19 protein-coding genes are annotated in these 22,821 nt (G+C 42.0%); 18 read left to right on the top strand and 1 reads right to left on the bottom strand.

Annotation, left to right across the window (positions count from 1 at the left end; translation table 11 throughout):
• Positions 1–65 precede the first annotated feature (65 nt).
• Positions 66–638, top strand: a complete 573-nt coding sequence (locus AC5YCD_RS07365; RefSeq protein ID WP_496129415.1) for a hypothetical protein — start codon at positions 66–68, stop codon at positions 636–638.
• Positions 639–677: 39 nt separating this feature from the next.
• Here the strand turns inward: AC5YCD_RS07365 and pap are convergent, their stop codons facing one another.
• On the bottom strand, positions 678–2,084 hold the full coding sequence (gene pap / locus AC5YCD_RS07360) for a polyphosphate:AMP phosphotransferase (protein ID WP_496129414.1): 1,407 nt from the start codon (positions 2,082–2,084) through the stop codon (positions 678–680).
• A 170-nt stretch (positions 2,085–2,254) separates the two neighbouring features.
• On the opposite strand from pap, the gene AC5YCD_RS07355 reads away from it, so the two are divergent.
• From AC5YCD_RS07355 to AC5YCD_RS07275, 17 genes are all read left to right on the top strand, one after another.
• Positions 2,255–2,959: a DUF8198 family protein gene (locus AC5YCD_RS07355; RefSeq protein ID WP_496129413.1), complete on the top strand. Its 705-nt coding sequence runs from the start codon at positions 2,255–2,257 to the stop codon at positions 2,957–2,959.
• A 165-nt stretch (positions 2,960–3,124) separates the two neighbouring features.
• Positions 3,125–4,042 carry a bifunctional demethylmenaquinone methyltransferase/2-methoxy-6-polyprenyl-1,4-benzoquinol methylase UbiE gene (gene ubiE, locus AC5YCD_RS07350; RefSeq protein WP_496129412.1) on the top strand — a complete coding sequence of 306 codons (918 nt, stop codon included), beginning with the start codon at positions 3,125–3,127 and terminating at the stop codon, positions 4,040–4,042.
• Positions 4,043–4,051: 9 nt separating this feature from the next.
• Positions 4,052–4,702, top strand: a complete 651-nt coding sequence (locus tag AC5YCD_RS07345) for a ubiquinone biosynthesis accessory factor UbiJ (RefSeq protein ID WP_496129411.1) — start codon at positions 4,052–4,054, stop codon at positions 4,700–4,702.
• Positions 4,703–4,719: 17 nt separating this feature from the next.
• Entirely contained in the window at positions 4,720–6,339 is a 1,620-nt protein-coding gene (locus tag AC5YCD_RS07340; RefSeq protein ID WP_496129450.1) for an ABC1 kinase family protein, read from the top strand.
• Positions 6,340–6,593: 254 nt separating this feature from the next.
• Positions 6,594–8,105: a hypothetical protein gene (locus tag AC5YCD_RS07335; protein ID WP_496129410.1), complete on the top strand. Its 1,512-nt coding sequence runs from the start codon at positions 6,594–6,596 to the stop codon at positions 8,103–8,105.
• A 65-nt stretch (positions 8,106–8,170) separates the two neighbouring features.
• On the top strand, positions 8,171–9,271 hold the full coding sequence (locus AC5YCD_RS07330; protein ID WP_496129409.1) for a hypothetical protein: 1,101 nt from the start codon (positions 8,171–8,173) through the stop codon (positions 9,269–9,271).
• A 234-nt stretch (positions 9,272–9,505) separates the two neighbouring features.
• Positions 9,506–11,221, top strand: a complete 1,716-nt coding sequence (locus AC5YCD_RS07325) for a hypothetical protein (RefSeq protein WP_496129408.1) — start codon at positions 9,506–9,508, stop codon at positions 11,219–11,221.
• An 81-nt stretch (positions 11,222–11,302) separates the two neighbouring features.
• Complete coding sequence (locus AC5YCD_RS07320) at positions 11,303–12,376, top strand: patatin-like phospholipase family protein (protein ID WP_496129407.1); 1,074 nt, start codon at positions 11,303–11,305, stop codon at positions 12,374–12,376.
• Between the two features lie 189 nt (positions 12,377–12,565).
• Positions 12,566–13,348, top strand: a complete 783-nt coding sequence (hisIE, locus tag AC5YCD_RS07315; protein ID WP_496129406.1) for a bifunctional phosphoribosyl-AMP cyclohydrolase/phosphoribosyl-ATP diphosphatase HisIE — start codon at positions 12,566–12,568, stop codon at positions 13,346–13,348.
• A 9-nt stretch (positions 13,349–13,357) separates the two neighbouring features.
• Positions 13,358–14,848 (top strand): UvrD-helicase domain-containing protein, encoded by a 1,491-nt coding sequence (locus tag AC5YCD_RS07310; protein WP_496129405.1) that lies wholly within the window; start codon positions 13,358–13,360, stop codon positions 14,846–14,848.
• A 23-nt stretch (positions 14,849–14,871) separates the two neighbouring features.
• The gene (locus tag AC5YCD_RS07305) at positions 14,872–16,227 is read left to right on the top strand and encodes an AAA family ATPase (protein ID WP_496129404.1); all 1,356 of its coding nucleotides are present in this window, start codon (positions 14,872–14,874) and stop codon (positions 16,225–16,227) included.
• 333 nt (positions 16,228–16,560) lie between these two features.
• On the top strand, positions 16,561–19,401 hold the full coding sequence (locus AC5YCD_RS07300; protein WP_496129403.1) for a monovalent cation/H+ antiporter subunit A: 2,841 nt from the start codon (positions 16,561–16,563) through the stop codon (positions 19,399–19,401).
• Between the two features lies 1 nt (position 19,402).
• Entirely contained in the window at positions 19,403–19,768 is a 366-nt protein-coding gene (locus AC5YCD_RS07295; RefSeq protein ID WP_496129402.1) for a Na+/H+ antiporter subunit C, read from the top strand.
• Positions 19,768–21,579, top strand: coding sequence for a monovalent cation/H+ antiporter subunit D (locus AC5YCD_RS07290; protein WP_496129401.1), 1,812 nt, complete (start codon positions 19,768–19,770; stop codon positions 21,577–21,579). Before AC5YCD_RS07295 ends, AC5YCD_RS07290 begins: the two co-directional genes overlap by 1 nt.
• The gene (locus AC5YCD_RS07285; RefSeq protein ID WP_496129400.1) at positions 21,579–22,097 is read left to right on the top strand and encodes a Na+/H+ antiporter subunit E; all 519 of its coding nucleotides are present in this window, start codon (positions 21,579–21,581) and stop codon (positions 22,095–22,097) included. Before AC5YCD_RS07290 ends, AC5YCD_RS07285 begins: the two co-directional genes overlap by 1 nt.
• The gene (locus AC5YCD_RS07280; protein WP_122898902.1) at positions 22,094–22,372 is read left to right on the top strand and encodes a monovalent cation/H+ antiporter subunit F; all 279 of its coding nucleotides are present in this window, start codon (positions 22,094–22,096) and stop codon (positions 22,370–22,372) included. The genes AC5YCD_RS07285 and AC5YCD_RS07280 overlap by 4 nt, the downstream gene beginning before the upstream one ends.
• A gap of 10 nt (positions 22,373–22,382) precedes the next feature.
• Entirely contained in the window at positions 22,383–22,790 is a 408-nt protein-coding gene (locus AC5YCD_RS07275) for a Na+/H+ antiporter subunit G (protein ID WP_496129399.1), read from the top strand.
• The last annotated feature ends 31 nt before the right edge of the window (positions 22,791–22,821 follow it).

Below are 22,821 nucleotides of genomic sequence, written 5' to 3'. Positions count from 1 at the left end.
AAGTTGATGTCATGCACCACTTTATAGACCAAGAAAAATCCAACACTAGTTTAAGGTATTTCACGATGAAAATTGATAATATTCCACAAACAATTGATCCCAAATTAAATTTAGAACAAGTCCGTGCTGAGTGCTTGGAATTGGTCAAAAAACGTGCCTATGTTTCTGCAGGTGCTGCGATTATTCCTATTCCATTTTTAGATGTTTTTATTGATGTGGGAATTTTGTCACAACTCATTCCACAGATTAACGCACGCTTTGGTTTAGCACCTGAGCAAGTTACTGTCTTTGATCCTAAAACCAAACAAATTCATTGGAATGAACTCAAAAAACGTGGCATTGAGTTTTCAGGTTTGGTGGTAGCACGGACCGCCATGAAAAAATCGTTTAATAATATTGCAGCCAAATATGTCACCAAACAAGTGACTAAATTTATTCCTTTAGGCGGACAAATGATTGCCGCCGGCCTCGGCTATATGGTGATGAAAAAAGTAGCCGAAGCACATGTTGAAGAAAGCTATAAACTGGCCAAAGGCATTCAACTCAAACAAGGCGTTGAACGTGGTGAGTCGGTTGCCCCACCTGTAACCAATGTACCAAGCCTTGAAAAGCAACAAGATGATGCCGCTAAAAACTAAGCAGCTTTTTTATAAAAAAACGCTCATCTGAGCGTTTTTTTATGTGGCTTTGAGCTGTTTTAAAATGGCTTCTAACACTTGAATTCGCGCTGTATTTTTATCATCGGTGGCAATGATATGCCACGGTGCGTCATGGCTACTGGTATAGGCAAACATATCCGCAGCGGCTTGTAAATAATCATCCCAACGCTCGCGATTACGCCAATCTTCTTGGGTAATTTTAAAGCGTTTATGTGGGGTGTCTTCACGCGCTTTAAACCGTGCTTCTTGTTCATCTTTAGAAATCGCCAGCCAAAATTTAATAATGACGTGATGATGATCAATTAAATCTTGTTCAAAACGATTAATTTCAGCATAGGCGCGTTGCCACTGGACAGGATGGGCAAAGCCTTCAATTCGCTCGACCAGAACTCGCCCATACCAAGTGCGGTCAAAAATATTAATATCACCATCGGTTTGTAAACGTCGCCAAAAACGCCATAAATACGGGCGACGTAATTCATAAGGCTCAGGCGCAGCAATACTATGAATTTCATATTCGCGCGGATCCAGCTTTTGTACAATGCGTTTAATCGCACCACCCTTGCCTGCAGCATCCATACCTTCAAAACAAATAATCACATGGCGTGGATCAAAACGTAAGGCATCTGCCACTTCTGCAGTGAGCTTTTTCAGTTTATCTTTATATTCAGCCTTTGCTAAAACACTCTGCTCAGGTTGGAGCAATGCTTGTGGAATAGGCTTGGCTTTCCATTTGGTTTGACTGCCTTGATGGTGTTCGGGGCAGTCTTTGAGCGCCTTTAAAATATACTGGGCAAAAATTTGATCGCGATTTTTATCCTCACCATCAATGATAAACCAATCATCGCTAAAGCGTTTGCGTAGGCGTTGTAAAGTGTCGTATTTGTGTTGATTGCGCCAATCAATACCATGCAACTTATGCCAGCGTGCTTCACTCGGTGGCATGTCTTCAATGCGCTGTTGCAAGGTTTCCCATGACAGATCAAACCAGACCTTAATCACATCAACGTGATTATTTTTTAAATCTTGCTCATAAATTGCCATCTTTTTAATGTATTCATCATACAAACTATCATCTATCGGATGAGATACATGCATAGCAGTATTGATTAAGTCGCTATACCAATTGCCAAATAAAATGGTGATTTGCCCTTCTTTGGGAATAGAACCCATATAAGGCAACCAATACGGTTGGGTTTGATCAAGCACCAAGGGTTGATCGGCTTTGACTTTTAAATAACGTGGATCAACCCATTCGCGTAATTGTTTAACTGCCTCCCCCTTGCCTGCTAAATCAATCCCATTGACCAAAATGAGTAAGCTTTTGGCATTTTTCTGGTCACGGCTTTCACGTAAAGCAAACTGCGCTTCGATGAGATCAAAAGACAGCTGATCCTCATCCATGACTTTGAATTTTTCACTCATTGACCACCGCCTTAGATTTGTTTTTTGTTGTGCTTATGGCTATGTGTACAAAGATTTTGTCCATTCTGCAATCGAGATATACATTTTTTTATATTTAAATCGGTTTTGGTCATAGCCGAGCACAGCCGAAGTCATTAAGCTTAAGACTCAATGATCAGCTTGGAGTACGTATGTCAAAACTTGCGGTTTTAAATGAACTTTTAGTTAACTATCAACACTTAAACTATCACCAAAATCCGCAGTTATTGCAACGTTTACGCGACGTACAAAATTGGCAAAAGCAACGTATTATTCGTACTCATGCACAAGAATTTAAGCAAAAGTCTAATGTGTTAATGGCAGAGTATTTTATGAATCGCCTCTATGGCGGCCCTGATTTTGATGCTTTAGCAGCACAAATTGAGCGTTTAATTCCCAAAATTCATAAAGCTGAAAAACTCATTCCAGAAAATGCCATTAAAACCGGTACAGCTGGGATTCAATTGGCCATTTTGGCGGTACAGCTTGATGAACAAGTGGCCGTACAGTTATTAGAAGATTATCCAGAAAACACCCCGCTGACCGATGAAATTATGCGTATTACTTACCTTAAGCTTGATCAAGGTGCGCAGCGTTTGGAACAACTGCGTCAACTGGATCAATTGGGTGTAAGCTTAGACAAGTACTTACGTTCTTTTGTGGTTCATACCGCATTTAAAATGTGTAAAAGCACCGCTTATAAACATCGATTTGATGTGATGTATGAGTTTATGCAAGATGGTTTTGCTGCCATGAAGCCGTTAAAATCAGCCGAAAAATTTGTTCGTGATTTTACCGAGCAAGAACGCGAAATTGTCGCTAAAGTGCATGCTGGTCACCCAACACCTTTTGCTTAACTTAAGCAGATTGAAGCATGTTTAGTTGCGCTATAAATACAACAAGTGTGCTTTTTTTCTGTATATTATGGAACACATTCAAGGCTGCATGACTGTACAACGCTTTATAATCTGTCATGATGCAGCACTGTTTTTAACTCTATTTCCCGGTTAGGAGTGAGACTCATGTCTAACGAAAATCAAACGCCGACTAACGCACAGAACACAGACAAAGTGAGCCCATTCTTAACTGAGCCACTACCACAAGGTGCGCCTCAGGGTCAGCAACAAAGCGTACAGCAAGATGCGCCACGTGCTATTCCCAAATACAACTTACCGCGCGGTGCCAATACCGGTAACGTGGGTGAAAAAACCCACTTTGGCTATCAAACTGTGAATAGCGAAGAAAAAGCGCAAAAAGTCGCTGAAGTGTTCCATTCAGTGGCCGCTAAATACGACATTATGAATGACCTCATGTCATTTGGTATTCACCGTTTATGGAAACGCTTTGCGATTAACATGTCAGGTGTACGCCGTGGTCAACACGTGCTGGATATTGCAGGCGGTACAGGCGATTTAGCCAAAGTCTTTAGCCGTGAAGTTGGCCCTACGGGTCACGTAGTGTTATCTGACATTAACGAATCGATGCTGAATGTCGGTCGTGATCGTTTATTAGATGCCGGCTGTGCCAACGTAGATTTTGTTCTAGCCAATGCTGAAACTTTAGAGCCATTTGCAGACAACAGCTTTGATTTAGTAACTATTTCATTTGGTCTACGTAATGTCACCGATAAAGATGCAGCATTAGAAGCGATGTACCGCGTACTTAAACCAGGTGGTCGTTTACTGGTGTTAGAATTCTCTAAACCTGTGTTTGAACCTTTCTCAAAACTTTACGATTTATACTCATTCACTGCATTGCCTGTGATGGGCAAAATCATTGCCAATGACGCAGAAAGCTATAAATACTTAGCTGAATCGATTCGTATGCATCCAGACCAACGTACTTTAAAAGGTATGATGGAAAATGCTGGCTTTAGCAACTGTGACTACCACAACTTAACAGGTGGTATTGTCGCAGTGCACCGTGGCTTTAAACTCTAAGGCTTGATTATGTGGTCGATTCTTGCCTTAGGGGCAATCGAGCGCTTTATGCATCATTTGATTGATCTGGATGCGATTACGCGCATTCAGCTCAACAGCTTGCAAGGCAAAATGCTGCGTGTGGTGATTGACTCACCACAACTGTCGGTGGATGTATTTTTTGACCATGGCAAGGTACGTTTAGAACCTACTGCCACAGGTCAAAGTCAAGCACCATCAATCTTTGAACAGCGCCCTTTTGATCCAGTCAATGTACCCATAAGCGCCACTGCAACTTTGCATGTAGGCAGCGTAGTTGAACTGCTAAAACTTCTCGTGAGTGAAGATGTGGGTACAATCCCTCTGCAAGGTGATTACCGTTTATTGCAAGATGTGCAACGCATTATGCAAAGCAGTGAGCTGGATTTAGCAGCACATTTAAGCCCGTGGATAGGTGCAAATATTGCGCATGAAATTGGCAAGCTACAGCACTTACCCAAAGTCCTCAAAGATCAACTGCAAAGCCAAGCGTTTATTGCCGAAGATTATTTAAAAGAAGATTCCGGTCTATTTGCCCCACGTTGGCAAATGGATGACTTACAACAAGCGACGCGTCGCTTACAACAAAATCTTGATCGTGCTGAAGCGAAAATTTTAGCGCTGCAACAAAAAATTTCTTAACTTAGGTAATGGCATTTATGATTCCGCATGTTTCACGTTTACTCGAACTTTGGCGCATCGCCGCGCACTATAGACTCGACACGTTGTTTCCTGCCGAAGAATTACCTGCCAAAGCCCGCCCCATTTTAAATTTAATTCGCCTGCACCCTGCTGCGTGGTCAAGCAAAGAAAAAGACAATCCTTTAAAGCTTAAACAAGCTTTAGAAGATATGGGGCCTTTAGCGATTAAGTTAGGTCAACTGCTTTCTACGCGTCGTGATTTAATTCCACCTGAAGTCTTACAGCAGTTGGTGTTATTACAAGATCGGGTCAAACCTTTTGGTTCTGATGTGGCTAAAATGCGTATTCAAAACGCCTTAAAAGCCGATATTGCCACCCTGTTTGCGCGTTTTGACGAACAACCATTGGCCGCAGCTTCAATTGCGCAAGTGCATACCGCAGCGCTGCATGATGGTCGCGAAGTGGTGGTTAAAGTCACCCGTCCCGACATCAAACGTCAACTATTACAAGACTTTGAAATCCTGCAATGGTTAGGTATCACTTTAGAAAAACGCCTTGAAGCTGCGCGTGCCCTACATTTATCCGAAATCATCCAAAACTATCGTCAAACCATCTTAAATGAGTTGGATTTAACCTTAGAAGCGGACAATACCCGTCGTATGCGCCATTATTTTACAGGCTCAAGCATGATGTATGTGCCTGAAGTGTATATGGATAGCGTCGATGTGATGGTGGCTGAACGGATTACAGGTGTGCCGATTTCTGAAACTCATGTCTTTGATGAAATGGGCATGGATCGCGCCGATTTAGCCGAAAAAGGTCTGACGATTTTCTTTACCCAAGTCTTCCGTGATAACTTTTTCCATGCCGATATGCATCCGGGAAATGTGTTTGTCGAAACCATTAATCCAAGTAATCCACGTTATATCGCGCTCGACTGTGCCATTATGGGAGAACTGTCAAAAAGCGACCAGATGACGGTAGCGCGCATGTTACTTGCCGTGATGAACAGTAATTTCTTACAGCTCATTCAAATTGTGCATCAAGCGGGTTGGATTCCACCTGGGACTAATCAAGATGAATTAGCGCGTGAAATGCGCCGTACCGTGGGTCCTATGGTCTCTAAACCCATGGACCAATTAGATTTTGCTGGTATCTTGCTACAAGTAATGGATATTGCGCGTCGTTTCCATTTAGAAATTCCGCCACAATTGATGCTGCTACTTAAAACTTTGGTGCATGTCGAAGGCTTAGGCACAGATCTTTATCCGCAGCTTGATATTTGGAAATTGGCCAAACCCATCTTGACTGATTGGGTAAAAGCGCAAATGAACCCACAGAAAAACTTAAAAGAGTTGGGTGAAAAAATTCCAGATTTATTATTAGGTGCCCAAGATCTCCCAACCTTAATGATTGATAGCCTCAATGGTTTAAAGAATCAGTCTGCTTGGCAAGAAAAACAATTGCGTGAATTACAACATTTACGCTTGCAAATGGAACATCAACAAAAGCGCTCATGGTTATTTGGCAGTATCATGGCCATTTTATTGGCGATTGCTGTGATTGCTCCTTGGTACGTTTCTTGGGTACTCATTGCTGTGAGTAGCTTACTCGCGCTATGGCGAGTTGCTAAATAAAACTACATAAAGACCGTTCAAGCAACGGTCTTTTTTTGTGACCGAGTTCAATATTTTAAAAAAACTACAAAATCAGTACATAAAGACTCGTATTTCTAAAAATTCTGCCTATAATTCAAACTCAATGTAATTTTACGTATTAGTTTAATGCTACTTTGTTGCAATTAAAGCTATCAAAAAAATCATTATTTTTATCTGGGGCTGGTCTACGTATGTTTAGCAAAAATTTAAAAATCTCTCTACTTTGTGCTGCAATGGCGTCTTTAGCCGCATGTGGCGGCGGCGGTGGCAGCTCTGCTCCAACCTATACCAGCACCACAGTTAATGGTGTAGCGGTAGACTTTTACTTAAAAGATGCAACGGTTGCGTTTAGTAACCCAAACTGTGCTTCGATTAAAACCAACGCTCAAGGTCAATTTAGCTTTAAAACCACACAAGCCTGCCAAAACTCAGAAATGCTGATCACAGGCGGTACAGATACGGGGACAGGCTTACCATTTACCGGTCGCTTACAATTAAAGAGCACAGATTTCAACCAAGCTACTCAACTTGCAGTGACCCCATTAACAACCTTAGAAAAACATTTGGTTGATGCAGGTCAACAAGATCAATTGGCTAAAATTTTAGAAAACTTAGGCATTACTGATGTAGATGCTCAAAATTTAAGTCGCTTTAACCCTGTGACTGACGGTAGTGCCCAAACTGCAGCAGCAGTATTTGCTCTACAGCAATTGGTCAACAAAATTGAAGACAACTTAGAAAACTTAAGCATAAATGGCGATTCAGTATTTAATGGCAATCAAGCTGCACAAATCGCTTTCTTAGCTGTGATTGACATTGTTAAAGACAAGCCATTATTTAAAGATGGTAGCGTTAGCTTTGATGAAAATATTTTAAATACTGTTCTTGATCAAGCTTTTAGCGTTGCAGAACAACAACTACAAGCAAAAAATCCAGATGCAACCATTCCGTTAAGCTTAATCGATGGTATTGCTGCTGACGCAATGAAATTATCAACGCTCTTAGCAACCTTGATTGAACAAGCCGGTGATGCAAACCAGTTATTAGCAGAATTGAAAAAGCCAGAAAATCAGGCTGTTCTTGAAGAGACCTTAAAAGAGCCGGCACCTGAGATCATCACGCAACCGATCTATGGCAATTTTACTGTAGCTGACTACAGTGTCTTAGATCTGAAAAATTCAAGCCAAGCACAACCTATTCTGCTTGATCCTCAAGACATAGATCGCGTGCTAGAGTTTAATTTTGGTATTCAAAACACTCAAAAAGCGCTAGAAGATAAATTCCGTCTAGGCTTTAGCGTTCAAGCACAAGGTGGTGATCGTCGCGAAACCATTGACGTGATTTTAGATGAAGTCAAAGTTACTTTTGATAAGACGGGTCGTATTGCGACAGCAACGATTACAGAAGGTACTTTACTGACTGTTGATTCAAGCATGAAATTCCCTGTGCCAGGTCAAAATGGCAGCGTCTCTTATATTCAAACTGAAGCACCACGTACCTTTGTTGTGAGCAATGACCGCACCATCTCATTGAGCCAACTCCTGAAAAGCGATCCGCGCTTAGAGTCAGCTTATAATACCTATAAAGGTAATCTTGTCTCTGGCAACACAATGAATGCTAAGATTTTTGTGGAACCAAGCAGCTACAAGATTGATCCTGCTTTAGGTTTACAAGTCTCAACGATGAAGATTAAAAACTATAGCTTTTCGGCACCAAGTCTAGCGGCTTACTTTAAACTGAAATAATTTAGACCTAAGGTCAGCACATGTGCTGACCTTTTTTTACGACCCTCAAATATATGTATAACGACATGAAATTAAAATATCTGATCATTGCGCTCGCTTCAGGTCTAAGTAGCTATAGTTTGGCTGCACCCAATGATCTATTTTTACAAGCCGATGACTTTAAAGCACAAGACTCAGCACTTAAGGTCACTGTTGCAATTGATGCCGTCAACGACAGCATTGATATATTTGATATGCGTCAAAGTGAAGGTGTGCGCGGTGACCGTGGCGACTATATTGGCGGACATATTGCAGCTGAATACCAACTCAATCCCCATTGGAGTATTGAAGGCAGCTATTATTATCGTGATATCGACTTAGCACCTGATACCAATACCATCCATACCGGTTTATTGGGCGTACGTTATCAGCCTGAACTACCATTTTTAGCAAAAAATGACGCGTTGGCTTTACGTGCCAGTGTTTGGGGCAATCGTAGCGATGAACTAAGCAAATCAACCTCCACCCAAGTGAATGGGCATAGTTTTGACAAGGTCAGCGTCGATCAACCACAAGATTTACAACTGCAATTTGATGCGCTCTTCTCGCGTAAAATTGACCATATGAATCAGATCAATGCCTTTGCTAGTTTAGGTTACAGCAAAGTCGAGGTTGATCAGCTTAAATTACGTACCCGTTATCAAGGTTGTTTAGCTGATATCAGCGTAGATTCCAATAACCAATATAGCGGTCAATTGGCAGAACCCTGTAAAATTGGCGGTTCAACCGTACATCAACTTGAGATTACCGGCGATGCCCAAGACTACGGTTTAGAGGTAGATAAAGATCTCAATTACGATAGCTATTTTGCCAGCCTAGGCGGCTCATGGAATTGGCGTTATCAACAATTTGAGAGTCAAGTCGCTTACCAATATCAACGTTTATGGCGCAAAGATATTGATGATCGTGTTGCCCAGTTTGGTCACAGTGCGATTAAAGACAATCATGTGCTTGGACTAAAATTAAGTTATGATTTCACTCCAAAAATGAGCGCTTTTGTGCAAGGTGAACTGTATCAGCACAACTTTGTTGGTCATATCCCCTTTTTATATAATGGCACCACTGCCTCACGTTTAGAGCGCCGTTATGGTCTAGCGTCGCTTGGACTACGTTTACATAGTTTTTAATACATTTTGACTAAAAAGGCATTTAATTAAAAATTAAATGCCTTTTTTTATTTTATGATTCACATTAAATTTAAATTAAATACCAATTAATAAACAAATGTTTATAAAAATAAACCACTTAAAAAGACATAAGAAATATTTTTTGCTTCAAAAATCTGTTTTTAGCTTAGTGTTTTTTTTTATATTTTTTTTGTTATAACTATTAACAAAATTACTCTAAACATGGATATCAGAATGAAAAATAAAGCCTTTTATGCATCTTTTTTAAGTTTATCTATTGCAGCTATATTGGTTGGCTGCGGTGGGGGTGGGAGTAGTAGTGGTGGCAGTGTAACTGCAACACAAGGTCGTGCAGTCGATGGTCCATTAGCTGGGGCATTGGTGGTTTTTAAAGACTGTATGAATGCCACGACAAAAAACCCAGAAACCGCAGAAACTGATGAAAATGGTTTCTTTAAATTTCCGACGAACTGTAGCTCTAGTACGATTCATGTTAGTGGTGGTCTTGACCGCGCCACCAATTTACCGTTTAGCTCAACCTTAAAGGCACCACGCTCTAATGCCAATGACATCATTGTGTCGCCACTTACGACATTAATTCAAGCGCAAGTTGAGTCGGGTCAAAATGTCAATGCTGCAGCGCAGCAAATTGCGCGCGTCTTAGGTCTGCAAGGCACTAACTTGCTTTCTGCTGATCCAATGCGAAATAAAGAGCTGTATACCAAAACTGTGGTGGTACAACAGTTAATTGAACAAATTCAAAGCAGTATTGCACCGCTGACTGAGGGTATTGCACAAGAAGAGTTTACTTTAGCCGCTTTTGCTGCGCTAAGCTCAGCTTTAACTGCAGATAATCAACCTAGCAGCTTACAAGATCCTGCAATTATTCAAGCCACCATTACTCAAACCTTGAGTGCTGTGCAAGACTATTTGCCACCTGAATATCAAGACAATCTCGCTGCAGTGAGTGCCAATTTAGCTGCCTTAGCTACTCCTGCTATTTTAGAAAATGTACAAGCTGTAGAAAGCACCTTACAAAGTTTACCACTTAACACATTCAATCAAGGTGTAGCAGCGATTCAGCAAGCAACCCAAGAAGATATTCAAGCTGCTAAAGAGTCAGTCGTGACCAGTAAATTGGTTGACAATTTGGCTGAGGTTTTAGTCTTACCTGCTGAACAAACAAGCACAATATTGGCAGAAATTGCTGCAGCAGCCTTAAGTAGCAACAGTGAAAATGCCTTACTTGCACCACTTGATCAATTACTTGAACTGATTCAAGAGTCTGATCTTAATGTCAATATTGATCCCGATACGCTATTTGACGATTTGAGTAATATTGATGCGTTTTATGCTGATTATTTAAAATTGGCAAGTTTTAATATTTTAAATCAAAGCTATAACCTCAACCAATTCAATGCATCTTTGCTTAATCCAATTGGCTTATCTGAACTCAACGGGATCAGCTTAGGCTTAGAAAGCTATGGCAAATTGCGTAATCAAAGCTTGCGTGTAAGTGCTGGCTTAAAAATTAACACCCTTAGCAACAAACAAGTCACAATTGCGGTAGATCGCTTAGATTTAGGCTTTAATGCCAATGGTAGCTTGCAAAGTGCTAGTCTACCCGCTGGTACCCAACTCAATTTAGAGTCAAATTTAAGCAGTGTACGTGGCATAGAGTTGACCTTAAATACTGCCACTAACGTATTACAAAATGGTCAAGTGGCCTTAAACGGCAATGTACTGTCACAAATTTCACCGCATCTTGCAGGTTTAACTCGCTTACCGCTCAGTGGTGAAACAGTTACTTTGACCGCTGTGATTGATCATCCTGACATTCATATTGCCAATAACAACGCTGAAGAAAAAATCGTGTTAAGTCAACGTTATCAGCTGAATGAAAATAGCTACGGTTCAGGGATAACAGCTAAATTTAAAATCGCACCTTAAGCCCATCTCATATAGCAGCAGATCAACAGGCTTATGCTAAGCTTGTTGATCTTTTTATTTTGACGCATCCCCATTTTCACAATGCGCTATATTCTAAAAAAATCTGTTCCTGCTTTAAGTCTTCGTGCTGGTCATGTCGCTCAGCAACATCTTTTACAACACGGCTTACAAGCGCAAGATGTGGATATTATTCCCGGCGCCGCAGGCGGCCCAAAAGGCATTGGCATTTTTGGTTTAGACCAAGCCATTTTTGACCACTTTTTAGCCCAAGCCCCAAAACGCCGCACCTTAATTGGCTCATCCATTGGGGCATGGCGTTTTGCCAGTATCACTGCTTGGGGTGCAAGCCAAGGCTTAAGCCGCTTAGCTGATTTATACACGCATTTGTATTTTGATAAACATATGAAAATGCACGACATTGGTCAAATTTGTCGGCAGATGCTGCTGGATTTAGTCCAAGGCCGTGAACAGTACATGCTTCATCATCCCGATTACCATCTGACCATTATTTCTGCCAAAGCTCGGCATGTATTTCAAAGTGATCGTGCGCTTCCTTTACTGGCTTCAATTGTTGGAATTATTGGCACCAATGCCTTATCGCGTAAAAACAACCGTTTATTTATGCAACGCGTGATTAGTCAACCTGCGCATGGTTCACAATTTCAGGTACAAGATCAATTTACTACGCATTATCATCAACTCAATCAAGATAATATTTTAAGTTGGCTGATGGCATCGGCATCTATCCCCGGAGTGATGAATGCGGTCAAAGATATTCCAAATGCCAAAGGCAGTTATCGCGATGGCGGTTTAATTGATTATCATATTGACCTGCCTTTTAATAGCCAAGGCATTGTGCTCTATCCGCATTTTACTGATTCCATTACTCCCGGTTGGTTTGATAAAACCATCAAACGCCGTGCCAATCCAAGCAATCAAGCACGTACCTTACTGATTTCACCCTCATCTGAATATTTAAGCAGTCTGCCTTTGGGTCGTTTACCCGATCGTAAAGACTTTTCTTTAAAAGGTTTAGATCAGGCCACACGCATTAAATACTGGCAGCAAAGCGTAAGTGAAAGTCAGCGTTTGGGGGATGAATTTTTAGAATTGCTCGAAAAACAAAATTGGGGCGATGTACTACAAGATTTATAAATCCATCTGCGCTGACATCAGCATATCAACGATACCACCAAAGTGCTTGCTGTGCTTTTGGCTATAACGACATGCACTGTCGCTTAATCGGATTTTTTTGGTCCTGATCATGTCAAAATCGCCATGATTGAGCTAAGATGAGTCACGCAAAATTCTGCACTTTCCTTTTATACGCACTAGGTGAATCCAATGAACAATCTGCAATGGCTCGATGAAGTAAAATTTAACGAACAAGGTCTGGTACCTGCTATTGCACAGCATCATCAAACTGGACGCGTGTTGATGGTGGCTTGGATGAACCGTGAATCGTTGGCCTTAACTGCTGAGAAAAACCAAGCGGTGTATTTCTCCCGTTCACGCCAAAAATTATGGCATAAAGGTGAAGAATCGGGTCATTTCCAAACGGTACATGAAATCCGTTTAGACTGTGATGCAGACGTGATTGTGTTACAAATTGAACAACATGGCGGTATTGCTTGCCATACTGGTCGTGAATCATGTTTCTACCGTAAACTCACGCCAAATGGTTGGGAAATTGTTGATGCACAGCTTAAAGATCCAAGTGCGATCTATGGCGAAAAATCTACAAATCCCCATACGCTTGCCATGAATGCCTCAAAGGCTCAAGCTGAGCAAGTCGAAGTGTTATCTTACTTGGGTCAGATGATGGCTGAACGTAAAGCCGCTGATCCTGATTCATCTTATGTAGCCAAGCTGTATCACAAGGGTTTAAATAAAATCTTAGAAAAAGTCGGTGAAGAAAGCGTAGAAGCGATTATTGCCGCAAAAGATTTTAAAGCTGAAGCTTCTGACGACAACAAAAACGATTTAGTCTATGAAGTAGCTGATCTTTGGTTCCATACCATTGTCATGCTCGGTTACTTTGACCTTGATGTGCAATTGGTTCTCAATGAATTGGCACGTCGCCAAGGTCTATCAGGTTTGCTTGAAAAAGCTAACCGTCAACATTAAGTGCTGTCTGTGTCTGCATTGAATCATCAGCCCACCGCTGAACAAGCCGTTGCCGTTGAACAAGCTTGCCAAGGTCATTCTTTTAAAGTGATTGCCTATGCTGGCACAGGTAAAACCACTACTTTACAGATGATGAGTCATGCCATGCCCAAGCGGCGTGGCATGTACTTGGCTTTTAACAAAGCCATTGCCACCGAAGCCCAACAAAAATTTGGTAGCAATGTTGATTGCCGTACCTTTCACTCACTGGCTTATCGCAACGTTGGGCGTGGCATTACCGACAAACTGCGCCTGCCCCGTTTAAGTCCAAGTTTTCTAGCCAAAGAATATCAATTACAACCCATCACCTTGCGTCGCCTCATGGGTGGACGCTACGAAAAATACGTATTGATGCCCTCGCGCTTGGCCAGTTTAGTTGCAGATGCAGTGGGCTTTTTCTGTTCCACCAGTTCACAATATCCTGCACCTAGACATTTACAAGCACCCAGTTGGTTGCATCCTGACGATATCGAAAGTTTACAAAAACATTTGTATCCTGCGGTGGAACGGCGTTGGTTGGAATCGATTGATCCGAATCATCAAGCCGGTATTGGGCATGATATTTATCTCAAGCTTTGGGCTCTCTCTGAACCCAACATCCCTGCCGATTATGTTTTGTTTGACGAAGCCCAAGATGCCGACCCGTTAATGCTCGGTATTTTGCTGCGTCAGCAGAGTTCACAAGTCATCTATGTGGGGGACGCACATCAACAAATTTATGCATGGCGCGGTGCAATTAATGCTATGCAAAAACTGCCTTTACCTGAATCACGTCTCACCACCTCTTTTCGTTTTGGCCCTGAAATTGCAGCCAATGCCAATGCCCTGTTAAGTGCTTTGGGTGAAACGGTACCGTTGCTGGGTTATGATGCGCTCAACTCAGAAGTGATTCGTAAAGCGCATAGCAAACAACGTGATGCGATTTTATGCCGCACCAATGCACGTGCTATGGAACTTTTGCTTTCAGGTTTGGTGCAAGGTGACAAAGTTAGCTTACAAGCGGATCATGCCAAATTAGGTCGTTTTGTTGATGCAGCCAGTATGCTCAAACAAGGCCGCCGCCCTAACGATGTACCAGAACTGGCTTGGTTTAATTCTTGGCATGATGTACATGAATACTGCGAAACCAATGAAGGCAGTGATATTAAGCCTTTAGTGAAATTGGTGGACGATCATGGTACTGATGCCTTAAAGCGCGCTTTAGCCAAAATCACCCCCATTGGTCAGGCGGACTATATTATTTCCACGGCGCATAAAGCCAAAGGTTTAGAGTGGAATCGGGTGCATATTGAAGATGACTACCAATTTAAACTCAATCAAAACGATTATAAAATTAGTGACGAAGAGTTACGTTTACTTTACGTAGCCTGTACCCGTGCTAAAGTAAGTCTAAATATTCACCATATTTATGACTTGATGCAATTATTAAAAAAGAAGACGCCGCCATCAATGTGTAGATAGGGTAAACAACTATAAGGTGACCTATGAAGCTTTACGCATTACATCTGCATAATACTGCGCATTTTTCTAAACTCGATTTGACTATTCCTGAAGACTGCCCCGTAACCGTGATTAGCGGTGCACAAGCCAGTGGTAAAACCACACTCCTGAAAAATCTTTATCATGCACTCACTTGGTTCCAAGGCCGTTATCGCGATTTAAAGACTGCAGGTGTGGTGATGGTCGCGCAGGATATTCGCCATGAAACCCAAGCTTCAAAAATACGCATCAGTGTCAAAATTTCTCAAGCCTTATTTGAAAGTAGCCAGCAACTCAATATTACTGATCAAACCAGCCAACTTTACACATGGCAACTAAAAAAAACCCAGACGGCTAACAGCAGCATGAGCACTGTGGAAACCACGCAACTCGAAAACTTAGTCAAGCTGTATCAACGGGTGTTGAAGCATGATCCAGATTATGGTTTACCTCTAATTGCCTACTATCCAGCAGAACGCTTTATTAACGACGTTAATTTACTCAGTAAAAATAATCCTCAAGTTCTGCAGCCCATCCATGCTTATGATTTAGCCCATATTCCTTACACCACCTTTAGCCGTTTTTTTGAATGGCTACGTGAAATGCACGATGTTGAAAATGCCCATAGTGCAGCTTATGTAGAACATTTAAGCCAAATTGATCTCGACAGTTTTCAAGCGCAGTTTCATATGCAGCCGCTACGTCCGCATTTAACTGCACTCAAAAAAAGCTTAAACACTGTGTTACCTGAAGTTGAAGATTTAATTTTAGAATATCAACCCAAAATTCAACTTAAGGTCAAACTCCGCGGCCAAGTGCTACTTTATCAGCAGCTTTCGAATAGTTTAAAAGTGTGGATTGCCCTCGTAGGTGATGTGGTTCGGCGTTTATGTGTGCTAAATCCGCAGCAGCTTGAACCCTGTGTAATGGGTGATGGCATTTTAATGATTGATCAAATTGAGCAACAGCTTGATGAGCCACATAGCTTTGAGATTTTAAGCCGCCTTGAACAAGCCTTTCCAAAACTACAAATTATTGTAAGCAGCTCACAACCTGAACTGCTACAACAAAAAAATCGCTATCATTATTTACAATTTCAAGATTTAGAACTGAAACCCTTACATACTCAAGCGCAAATTTTAGATGAGCAATATAGCCAACTCTATGCCCACCTATTACAAGATGAAGAGGCGTTAGCGATTTCAGAACCCTTAAGCGATCAGCAAGCCTGTTATAACCAACTGCTTAGCCAAATCCAAAATGACTTAACACCTGAACAAAAACAACAATTACTACAAGATTTACAACAGTATGCTGTTCATGATGAACATTTAGATCAACCCAATGCCGATTTAAATTAAAAATGAGCTGAGTGAGAGACCTTCTTTAAAAGCCGCTATCTGCTCAATCATCAAGCAATATCTCAAAAAGGTAGGCGTATAATGTTTTTGTTATGTCTGCGCGAAAGTGTTTGAAGTTGTTTTGTTCATGTAATAAGATCAGATAAAATCAACACTTTTATAGTAAAATCCGATTTTACTGTAGCTTTTTTCATCAAGTTGCGCAACACAACTTGTTATATACACCTGTAAACACCTTTGGTTTTCAAGCTTGAGCCTCTTTGGATGACTCTTTGTGATCCTGTAAGCTTGAAAAAATAAGATTCACTCTTAGGTTTTTGACCTATCACGACAATGGATATCAGTGTGCTACCGATTATTATCTTATTACCGCTAGTACTAGGCACCACCCTTGTCTCGTGGCTGAAGAATTTTTCGCGCGGGGTAACGGCTTTCGCGGCAATCGGGGTCAGTTTAAGCAGTTTGATTCTTTTGCTTTTACACGCCCCCGATGTTTTTGATGGGCAGGTCATTACGCAAACTTGGACATGGTTGCCAGAATTAGGTTTAAATTTTAGCTTCCGCTTGGATGCGCTCGCCCTACTTTTTGCCCTATTAATTACCGGTATTGGTACTTTAATTTTTACTTATGCTTATTATTATTTAAGCCCTAAAAATTCCTTAAGTAAGTTGTACTTACTGCTGATGCTGTTTATGGCAGCTATGCTAGGAATTTCTCTCTCTAATAATTTAATTTTATTGCTGACCTTTTGGGAGTTGACCAGTATTTCCTCATTTTTATTGGTCGGTTATTGGAGCAATTACGACGCAGCCCAACGTGGTTCACGTATGGCCTTAACCATTACCGGTATGGGCGGTTTGGCTATGCTGGGTGGTTTTGTGTTGCTTGGACAAATCACAGGCACCTACGAAATTGATCGGATCTTAACCATGACCGATCAAATTCAAAGTCATGGCTTGTTTGTACCCACTTTATTGTTGATTTTACTGGGTGCTTTTACCAAGAGTGCACAGTTTCCTTTCCATTTTTGGTTACCCAATGCCATGGCAGCGCCAACACCAGTTTCGGCTTATCTGCACTCGGCAACCATGGTGAAAGCTGGTATTTTCTTAGTAGCGCGTTTATTACCTATTTTTGCGGGTGCCGCACTATTTCATAATATTGTGACTTTTGTGGGTCTATTTACTTTATGTATGGCAGCCTTTTTTGCCATCTTTAAAGAAGATCTCAAAGGTCTATTGGCCTATTCGACCATTAGTCATCTTGGTTTAATCATGTGTTTATTGGGGATTGGTTCACCGCTGGCTGTTGCTGCGGCGATTTTCCACATTATTAACCATGCCACCTTTAAAGCCGCCCTGTTTATGATTGCAGGGATCATCGACCATGAATCCGGTACCCGGGATTTACGTAAGTTATCTGGTCTTTGGCAGTTACTGCCTTTTACTGCCACCCTGACCATGATTACTGCAGCATCTATGGCAGGCGTACCGTTGACCAATGGCTTCTTGTCTAAAGAAATGTTCTTTACTGAGCTATTGGCCAATTTAAGTGGCCCTGTCATGATTGCCTCTGCTGTGGTCGCAACCTTAGCTGGCATTTTTGCTGTGGCATATTCAACCCGTTTGGTGCACGGCGTATTTTTTGATGGCCCACTTGGCAAAAATGTGCCCAATAAAGATGCGCATGAACCACCGTTTGGTATGCGTGCACCGGCCACTTTGTTAGCTGTACTGTGTATTTTAGTGGGTTTGTTGCCTGCACTTTTGGTTGAACCGATTGTCAACGCGACAGCACGCGCCAGTACACAAAACTTTGCCTTTGAAGGCACGCATTTGGCCATTTGGCATGGTCTTAATGCACCCTTATTGATGAGTGTAATTGCATTGATCGGTGGTTTAGTCTTCTATTTCGCGCTCGCCAAAGGTGGCCGCTTACGTGAGATTGACCTCGACCCATATTTAGGCAAGCTACAAGGTAAATTACTGTTTGAAGATGCTTTAAAACATCTATTACAGTTTGCGCGAAAACTCAAGCGCAGCACCGAAAATGGCTCCTTACAAAGCTATCTGTTTTATATTATTGTCTTTACCATTACTCTGGTTGGCATGCCACTGATCTTCCAAGGTTTAGGTACAGGTACACGCGAACTCACTCAAGCGCCAATTTTAGCTATCGTATTATGGTTGTTATTGTTCTCAGCGTGCTGGATGATGCTGTGGTTCCATCATGAGCGTATTAAAGCGGTATTAATCAGTGGTGCAATTGGCTTAGTTGTCACCATGGTTTTTGTCGGCTTATCTGCGCCAGATTTAGCTTTAACACAAATTACAGTTGATGTCGTGACCACTGTACTCCTGTTGATGAGCTTATCGTTATTGCCACAGCTAACGCCTTATGAATCTAGTCGCTCACGTCGTTGGCGTGATGCCATTATTGCCATTGGGGGTGGCTTTGCCGTCGGTTGGATTGCTTGGCTCATTATGACCCGTGATCACAATTCAATTTCATGGTTCTTTATGCAGCAATCTATTCCACTCGGTGGCGGTACGAATGTTGTGAATGTGATCTTAGTAGATTTCCGTGGTTTTGATACCTTTGGCGAGATTACTGTGCTTGGCATCGCTGCCATTGGTGCACTATGTATGATGGATGGTATGCGCGCGCATGGCACCACCATTACCCAAGGTTTGACCTATCGCTTTAATCCATCACCTTTAATGCTACGCATGACCGCTTCGTGGATTTTACCGCTGGCTTTAGTAGTAAGTGTTTACATCTTTTTGCGTGGTCATAACTTACCCGGTGGTGGTTTCATTGCTGGTTTAGTTACCTCTATGGCCTTAGTCATTCAATATATTGCCCTTGGGCAAGATCAAACTGAACAGATGTTGAAAGCTAAATCCGGTCGTCTGTATGAGATTTGGATTGGTACAGGTTTAGTCATTGCTGTTCTATCTGGCATAGGTTCATGGTTCTGGGGTCGCCCATTCCTCACCAGCGCCCACATTTATGTCTCACCACCTTTGATTGGTGAGATGCATTTAGCGTCTGCTGCCCTGTTTGATTTAGGGGTATACATCACCGTCGTTGGCGCAGGAATGCTACTGATTTCTGTACTTGGCGACTCACGTCACTCGACCATGACTGGTCCTGTACCAAAGGGGAAATAAGATGATTAGCTTAGAATTTTTATTAGCCTCTGCCATTGGTCTTTTGGTCTCAGCTGGGATTTATTTGATCCTACGCGCGCGTACCTTTCCGGTGGTGTTGGGACTTGCCATGATTGGTTACGCAGTGAATATTTTCTTATTCACAATGGGGCGTGTACAACTTAATGCACCAGCGGTATTAACTGAAACCACACAGGCCACTGATCCATTGCCACAAGCTTTGGTGCTGACTGCAATTGTAATTGGTTTTGCCACTACCGCTTTTATTGTGCAACTTGCATTACGTAGTCGTTATGAATCCGGGACAGATCACGTTGACTCAAAAGAAGATTTGCCTGCCATTGACCCACGTGAGGATGAGCCATAATGACTGATCTTCTCCAATTTTGGCAGCAACATGCACCTATTTTCAGTATCTTAATCCCTGCCTGCACTGCATTTATTTTAGTGCTGCTAGGCAACCCTGGCTCAGGCTCATTGGCCTATGATTGGCGTCAGCCATGGCGACGTGGTATCAGCTATGTATCGACGGCTTTAGGCTTAGCCACTGCCATTTGCTATTTGAGCTATGCCAGCAGCGGGCAGATCATTACTTATAATTTAAGTGAATGGGCAGCACCGTTTGGCATTATTTTGGTTTTAGATCAGCTCTCTGCTCTGATGCTAATGCTGACTTATGGCTTGGCCATGCCAATTTTATGGTATGCCAGCCGTCAATGGGATGAACGCGGTCGCTATTTCCATGCCATGTTTCATTTCTTAATTATGGGACTGTGTGGTGCATTTTTAACAGGCGATTTATTTAACCTGTTTGTGTTCTTTGAAATCCTGTTAATGGCTTCTTATGTGCTGCTTTTGCATGGTCAAGGCAAGGCACGTTTTCAGTTGGGCATTCACTACGTCACCATTAACCTCCTGGCCTCTGCCCTCTTCCTAATTGGTTTAGGTATGATTTATGGCAGTGTTGGTAGCCTAAATATGGCCGATGTGGCACGTCTGATGCCCCTGCTTGAACCCGACCAGTATAAACTGGCTGTGGCAGGTGGCTTAATGCTGTTTGTGGTATTTGGTATTAAAGCTGCCATGTTGCCTGTCGGTTTCTGGCTACCTAAAACTTATGCTGTTGCCGCAACTCCAGTCGCTGCATTTTTTACCATCATGACCAAGGTCGGGGTTTATGCGATTTTACGTGTCAATGGCACCGTGTTTGACGACAATTTCAGTCACAACATTTTAATGCCTTGGTTATTGGTGATTGGTTTAGTCACCTCACTCTATGGTGCAGTTGCCGCTTTAGGAGCTGAGCGTTTACGTCGTTTTGTTGGCTTTATGATCTTATCCTCTGTGGGGACGATCTTAGTCGCAATTGCCATGCAAAATACTCAAGCTTGGTCAGGTGCCTTATATTACATGCTGCATAGTACGTTAATTGCTGCGGCCTTATATTTATTAAGTGGCTGGATCACTTCACAACGCGGCGAGTTTAAAGATCATTTAAAAGTTGCTCCGCAAATGAAGCAGCAAAAAGCAGCATCGCTCACCTTTTTAGTCATTGCATTAATGATGGCCGGTTTACCGCCGTTTAGTGGTTTCTTAGGTAAAGTATTTATCTTGCAAGCCACAGCAGGTCATGCTTATCAAGGCTGGATTATTGGCATTATTTTACTGGTGAGTTTAATCAGTATTATTGGCTTTACCCGTGTAGGCTTTATTTTATTTTGGCGCGCTACCAAACCTGAAGATGACGTCAATACAGAAGCTTATGTGGCCTATCAAGCCCTGCCAAACAAAGCACCTCTACGTAATGATGCTGCGATTTATATTTTACTGAGTATGTTAATGGCTTATGTCATTTTTGCAGCGCCGATTCAGCGTTATATGCAAAATACTGCAGCACAAATACAAAATAATCCGCTCTATGAGCAGACGATTTTAAAACGTGATGGTGATAATCAGATCATTAGCGTACAACCTTATGACCCGAAAAATTTACCTGAAACCAAATATGGTGGTGAAAGTCTTGATCCAAATGCGCATTTAATCCCGTATGTGATCTCAGAAAACACACTAAAAGGTGAGCATATTTCTGAGTTTAAACAGCGTCAAATTGCTGCACAAGAACAGGAAATTAATGATCCACAAGGTGACAAACTACAACCTGTACAGGAGGCGCATTAATGCAATACAGCTTTCTTGAGCGCTGGTTTCCACATCCCTTTGTCTCGGTTTTAGTTGCCGCCAGTTGGATTATGCTGGCTCATAGTCTAGCGATTGGCACTTTAGTCATGGCATTCATCTTGGCGATTGTTATTCCACGCTTAATTCGACCCTTTGTAGAACGTACACCAGATATTCACTGGCTGCCGTCCATCAAACTGTTTTTAGTCGTGCTTTGGGATATTGTGATTTCTAATGTGCGTGTAGCTAAATTAGTCCTAGGACCCACCGATCAATTACAGCCAAAATGGTTTCGTGTACCGCTAGAAACCCAGCATGAACAAGTCAACACTTTACTGGCGATGATCATTACCACTACCCCAGGTACAGTCACTGCCGGTATTGACCAAGACCGTGGCGATATTTTGGTCCATGCGTTAAGCACTGATAATGTTGAAGAAGAAATTCGCACCATTAAAGCCCGCTATGAGCAGCCATTACTACAAATTTTTGATGTAAAGATAGGAGATGCGGCATGACCACAATTTTGCCTTATGCCTTAGGAATTAGTCTCTTGGCAATCACCATCTCTATGTTAATGTGCTTGTATCGTTTAGTGATTGGGCCCTCCATTGTAGATCGTCTCTTGGCGTTGGATACTTTATTTTTAAACGCGACAGGTCTAGTGGTGGTGTTAGGGATTTATTGGACCAGCACTTCATTGTTCGAAGGCGCACTTTTGGTTGCAATGCTTGGTTTTGTATCCACCGCTGCTTTGGCACGTTATTTTACCACTGGCCATGTGATCGACTAGGAGCAAAATGATGTATTTAGCTTTAGAAATTTTAGTGTCGATCTTTTTGGTGATTGGGGCATTATTTATGTTGGTCGGTGGGATTGGCATGGTACGCCTACCGGATTTATTTATGCGCTTACACGCTCCAACTAAATCCAGTACTCTAGGTTTAGGTGGCTTTTTGTTGGCAGCCATTGTATTTTCAGCTGCCCATGGACGTTTTGGTTTTGCAGAGGTATTAATTACCTTATTTGCCTTTATTACTGCCCCTGTATCAGCCAACCTCATGGCACAAGCTGCACTGCATTTACGCCTACGCTCTATGAGTGGTGATGTGCCTGAAAGCTTAGAACGACCACTGCCTTGGCAAAAGCATCGTCGCAGTTTTAAGCGCTATCAAAAGCAAGTCAAACACGATAATAGTGATATCACTTAAGCAAAATGAATAGCCAAAAAAAAGCCACCCG

Source organism: Acinetobacter sp. CY05 (assembly GCF_059515805.1).
The sequence above is the reverse complement of the archived record's forward strand: the minus strand, read 5'-3'. Positions and strand labels throughout refer to the sequence as shown.

Coding starts and splice junctions, on each gene's coding strand:
- ubiE (WP_496129412.1), top strand. CDS start 3,125: ATGTCTAACGAAAATCAAACGCCGACTAACGCACAGAACACAGACAAA.
- AC5YCD_RS07300 (WP_496129403.1), top strand. CDS start 16,561: ATGGATATCAGTGTGCTACCGATTATTATCTTATTACCGCTAGTACTA.
- AC5YCD_RS07335 (WP_496129410.1), top strand. CDS start 6,594: ATGGCGTCTTTAGCCGCATGTGGCGGCGGCGGTGGCAGCTCTGCTCCA.
- AC5YCD_RS07280 (WP_122898902.1), top strand. CDS start 22,094: ATGACCACAATTTTGCCTTATGCCTTAGGAATTAGTCTCTTGGCAATC.
- AC5YCD_RS07285 (WP_496129400.1), top strand. CDS start 21,579: ATGCAATACAGCTTTCTTGAGCGCTGGTTTCCACATCCCTTTGTCTCG.
- AC5YCD_RS07275 (WP_496129399.1), top strand. CDS start 22,383: ATGTATTTAGCTTTAGAAATTTTAGTGTCGATCTTTTTGGTGATTGGG.
- AC5YCD_RS07295 (WP_496129402.1), top strand. CDS start 19,403: ATGATTAGCTTAGAATTTTTATTAGCCTCTGCCATTGGTCTTTTGGTC.
- pap (WP_496129414.1), bottom strand. CDS start 2,084: ATGAGTGAAAAATTCAAAGTCATGGATGAGGATCAGCTGTCTTTTGAT.
- AC5YCD_RS07305 (WP_496129404.1), top strand. CDS start 14,872: ATGAAGCTTTACGCATTACATCTGCATAATACTGCGCATTTTTCTAAA.
- AC5YCD_RS07325 (WP_496129408.1), top strand. CDS start 9,506: ATGAAAAATAAAGCCTTTTATGCATCTTTTTTAAGTTTATCTATTGCA.
- AC5YCD_RS07320 (WP_496129407.1), top strand. CDS start 11,303: ATGCGCTATATTCTAAAAAAATCTGTTCCTGCTTTAAGTCTTCGTGCT.
- AC5YCD_RS07340 (WP_496129450.1), top strand. CDS start 4,720: ATGATTCCGCATGTTTCACGTTTACTCGAACTTTGGCGCATCGCCGCG.
- hisIE (WP_496129406.1), top strand. CDS start 12,566: ATGAACAATCTGCAATGGCTCGATGAAGTAAAATTTAACGAACAAGGT.
- AC5YCD_RS07345 (WP_496129411.1), top strand. CDS start 4,052: ATGTGGTCGATTCTTGCCTTAGGGGCAATCGAGCGCTTTATGCATCAT.
- AC5YCD_RS07365 (WP_496129415.1), top strand. CDS start 66: ATGAAAATTGATAATATTCCACAAACAATTGATCCCAAATTAAATTTA.
- AC5YCD_RS07330 (WP_496129409.1), top strand. CDS start 8,171: ATGAAATTAAAATATCTGATCATTGCGCTCGCTTCAGGTCTAAGTAGC.
- AC5YCD_RS07355 (WP_496129413.1), top strand. CDS start 2,255: ATGTCAAAACTTGCGGTTTTAAATGAACTTTTAGTTAACTATCAACAC.
- AC5YCD_RS07290 (WP_496129401.1), top strand. CDS start 19,768: ATGACTGATCTTCTCCAATTTTGGCAGCAACATGCACCTATTTTCAGT.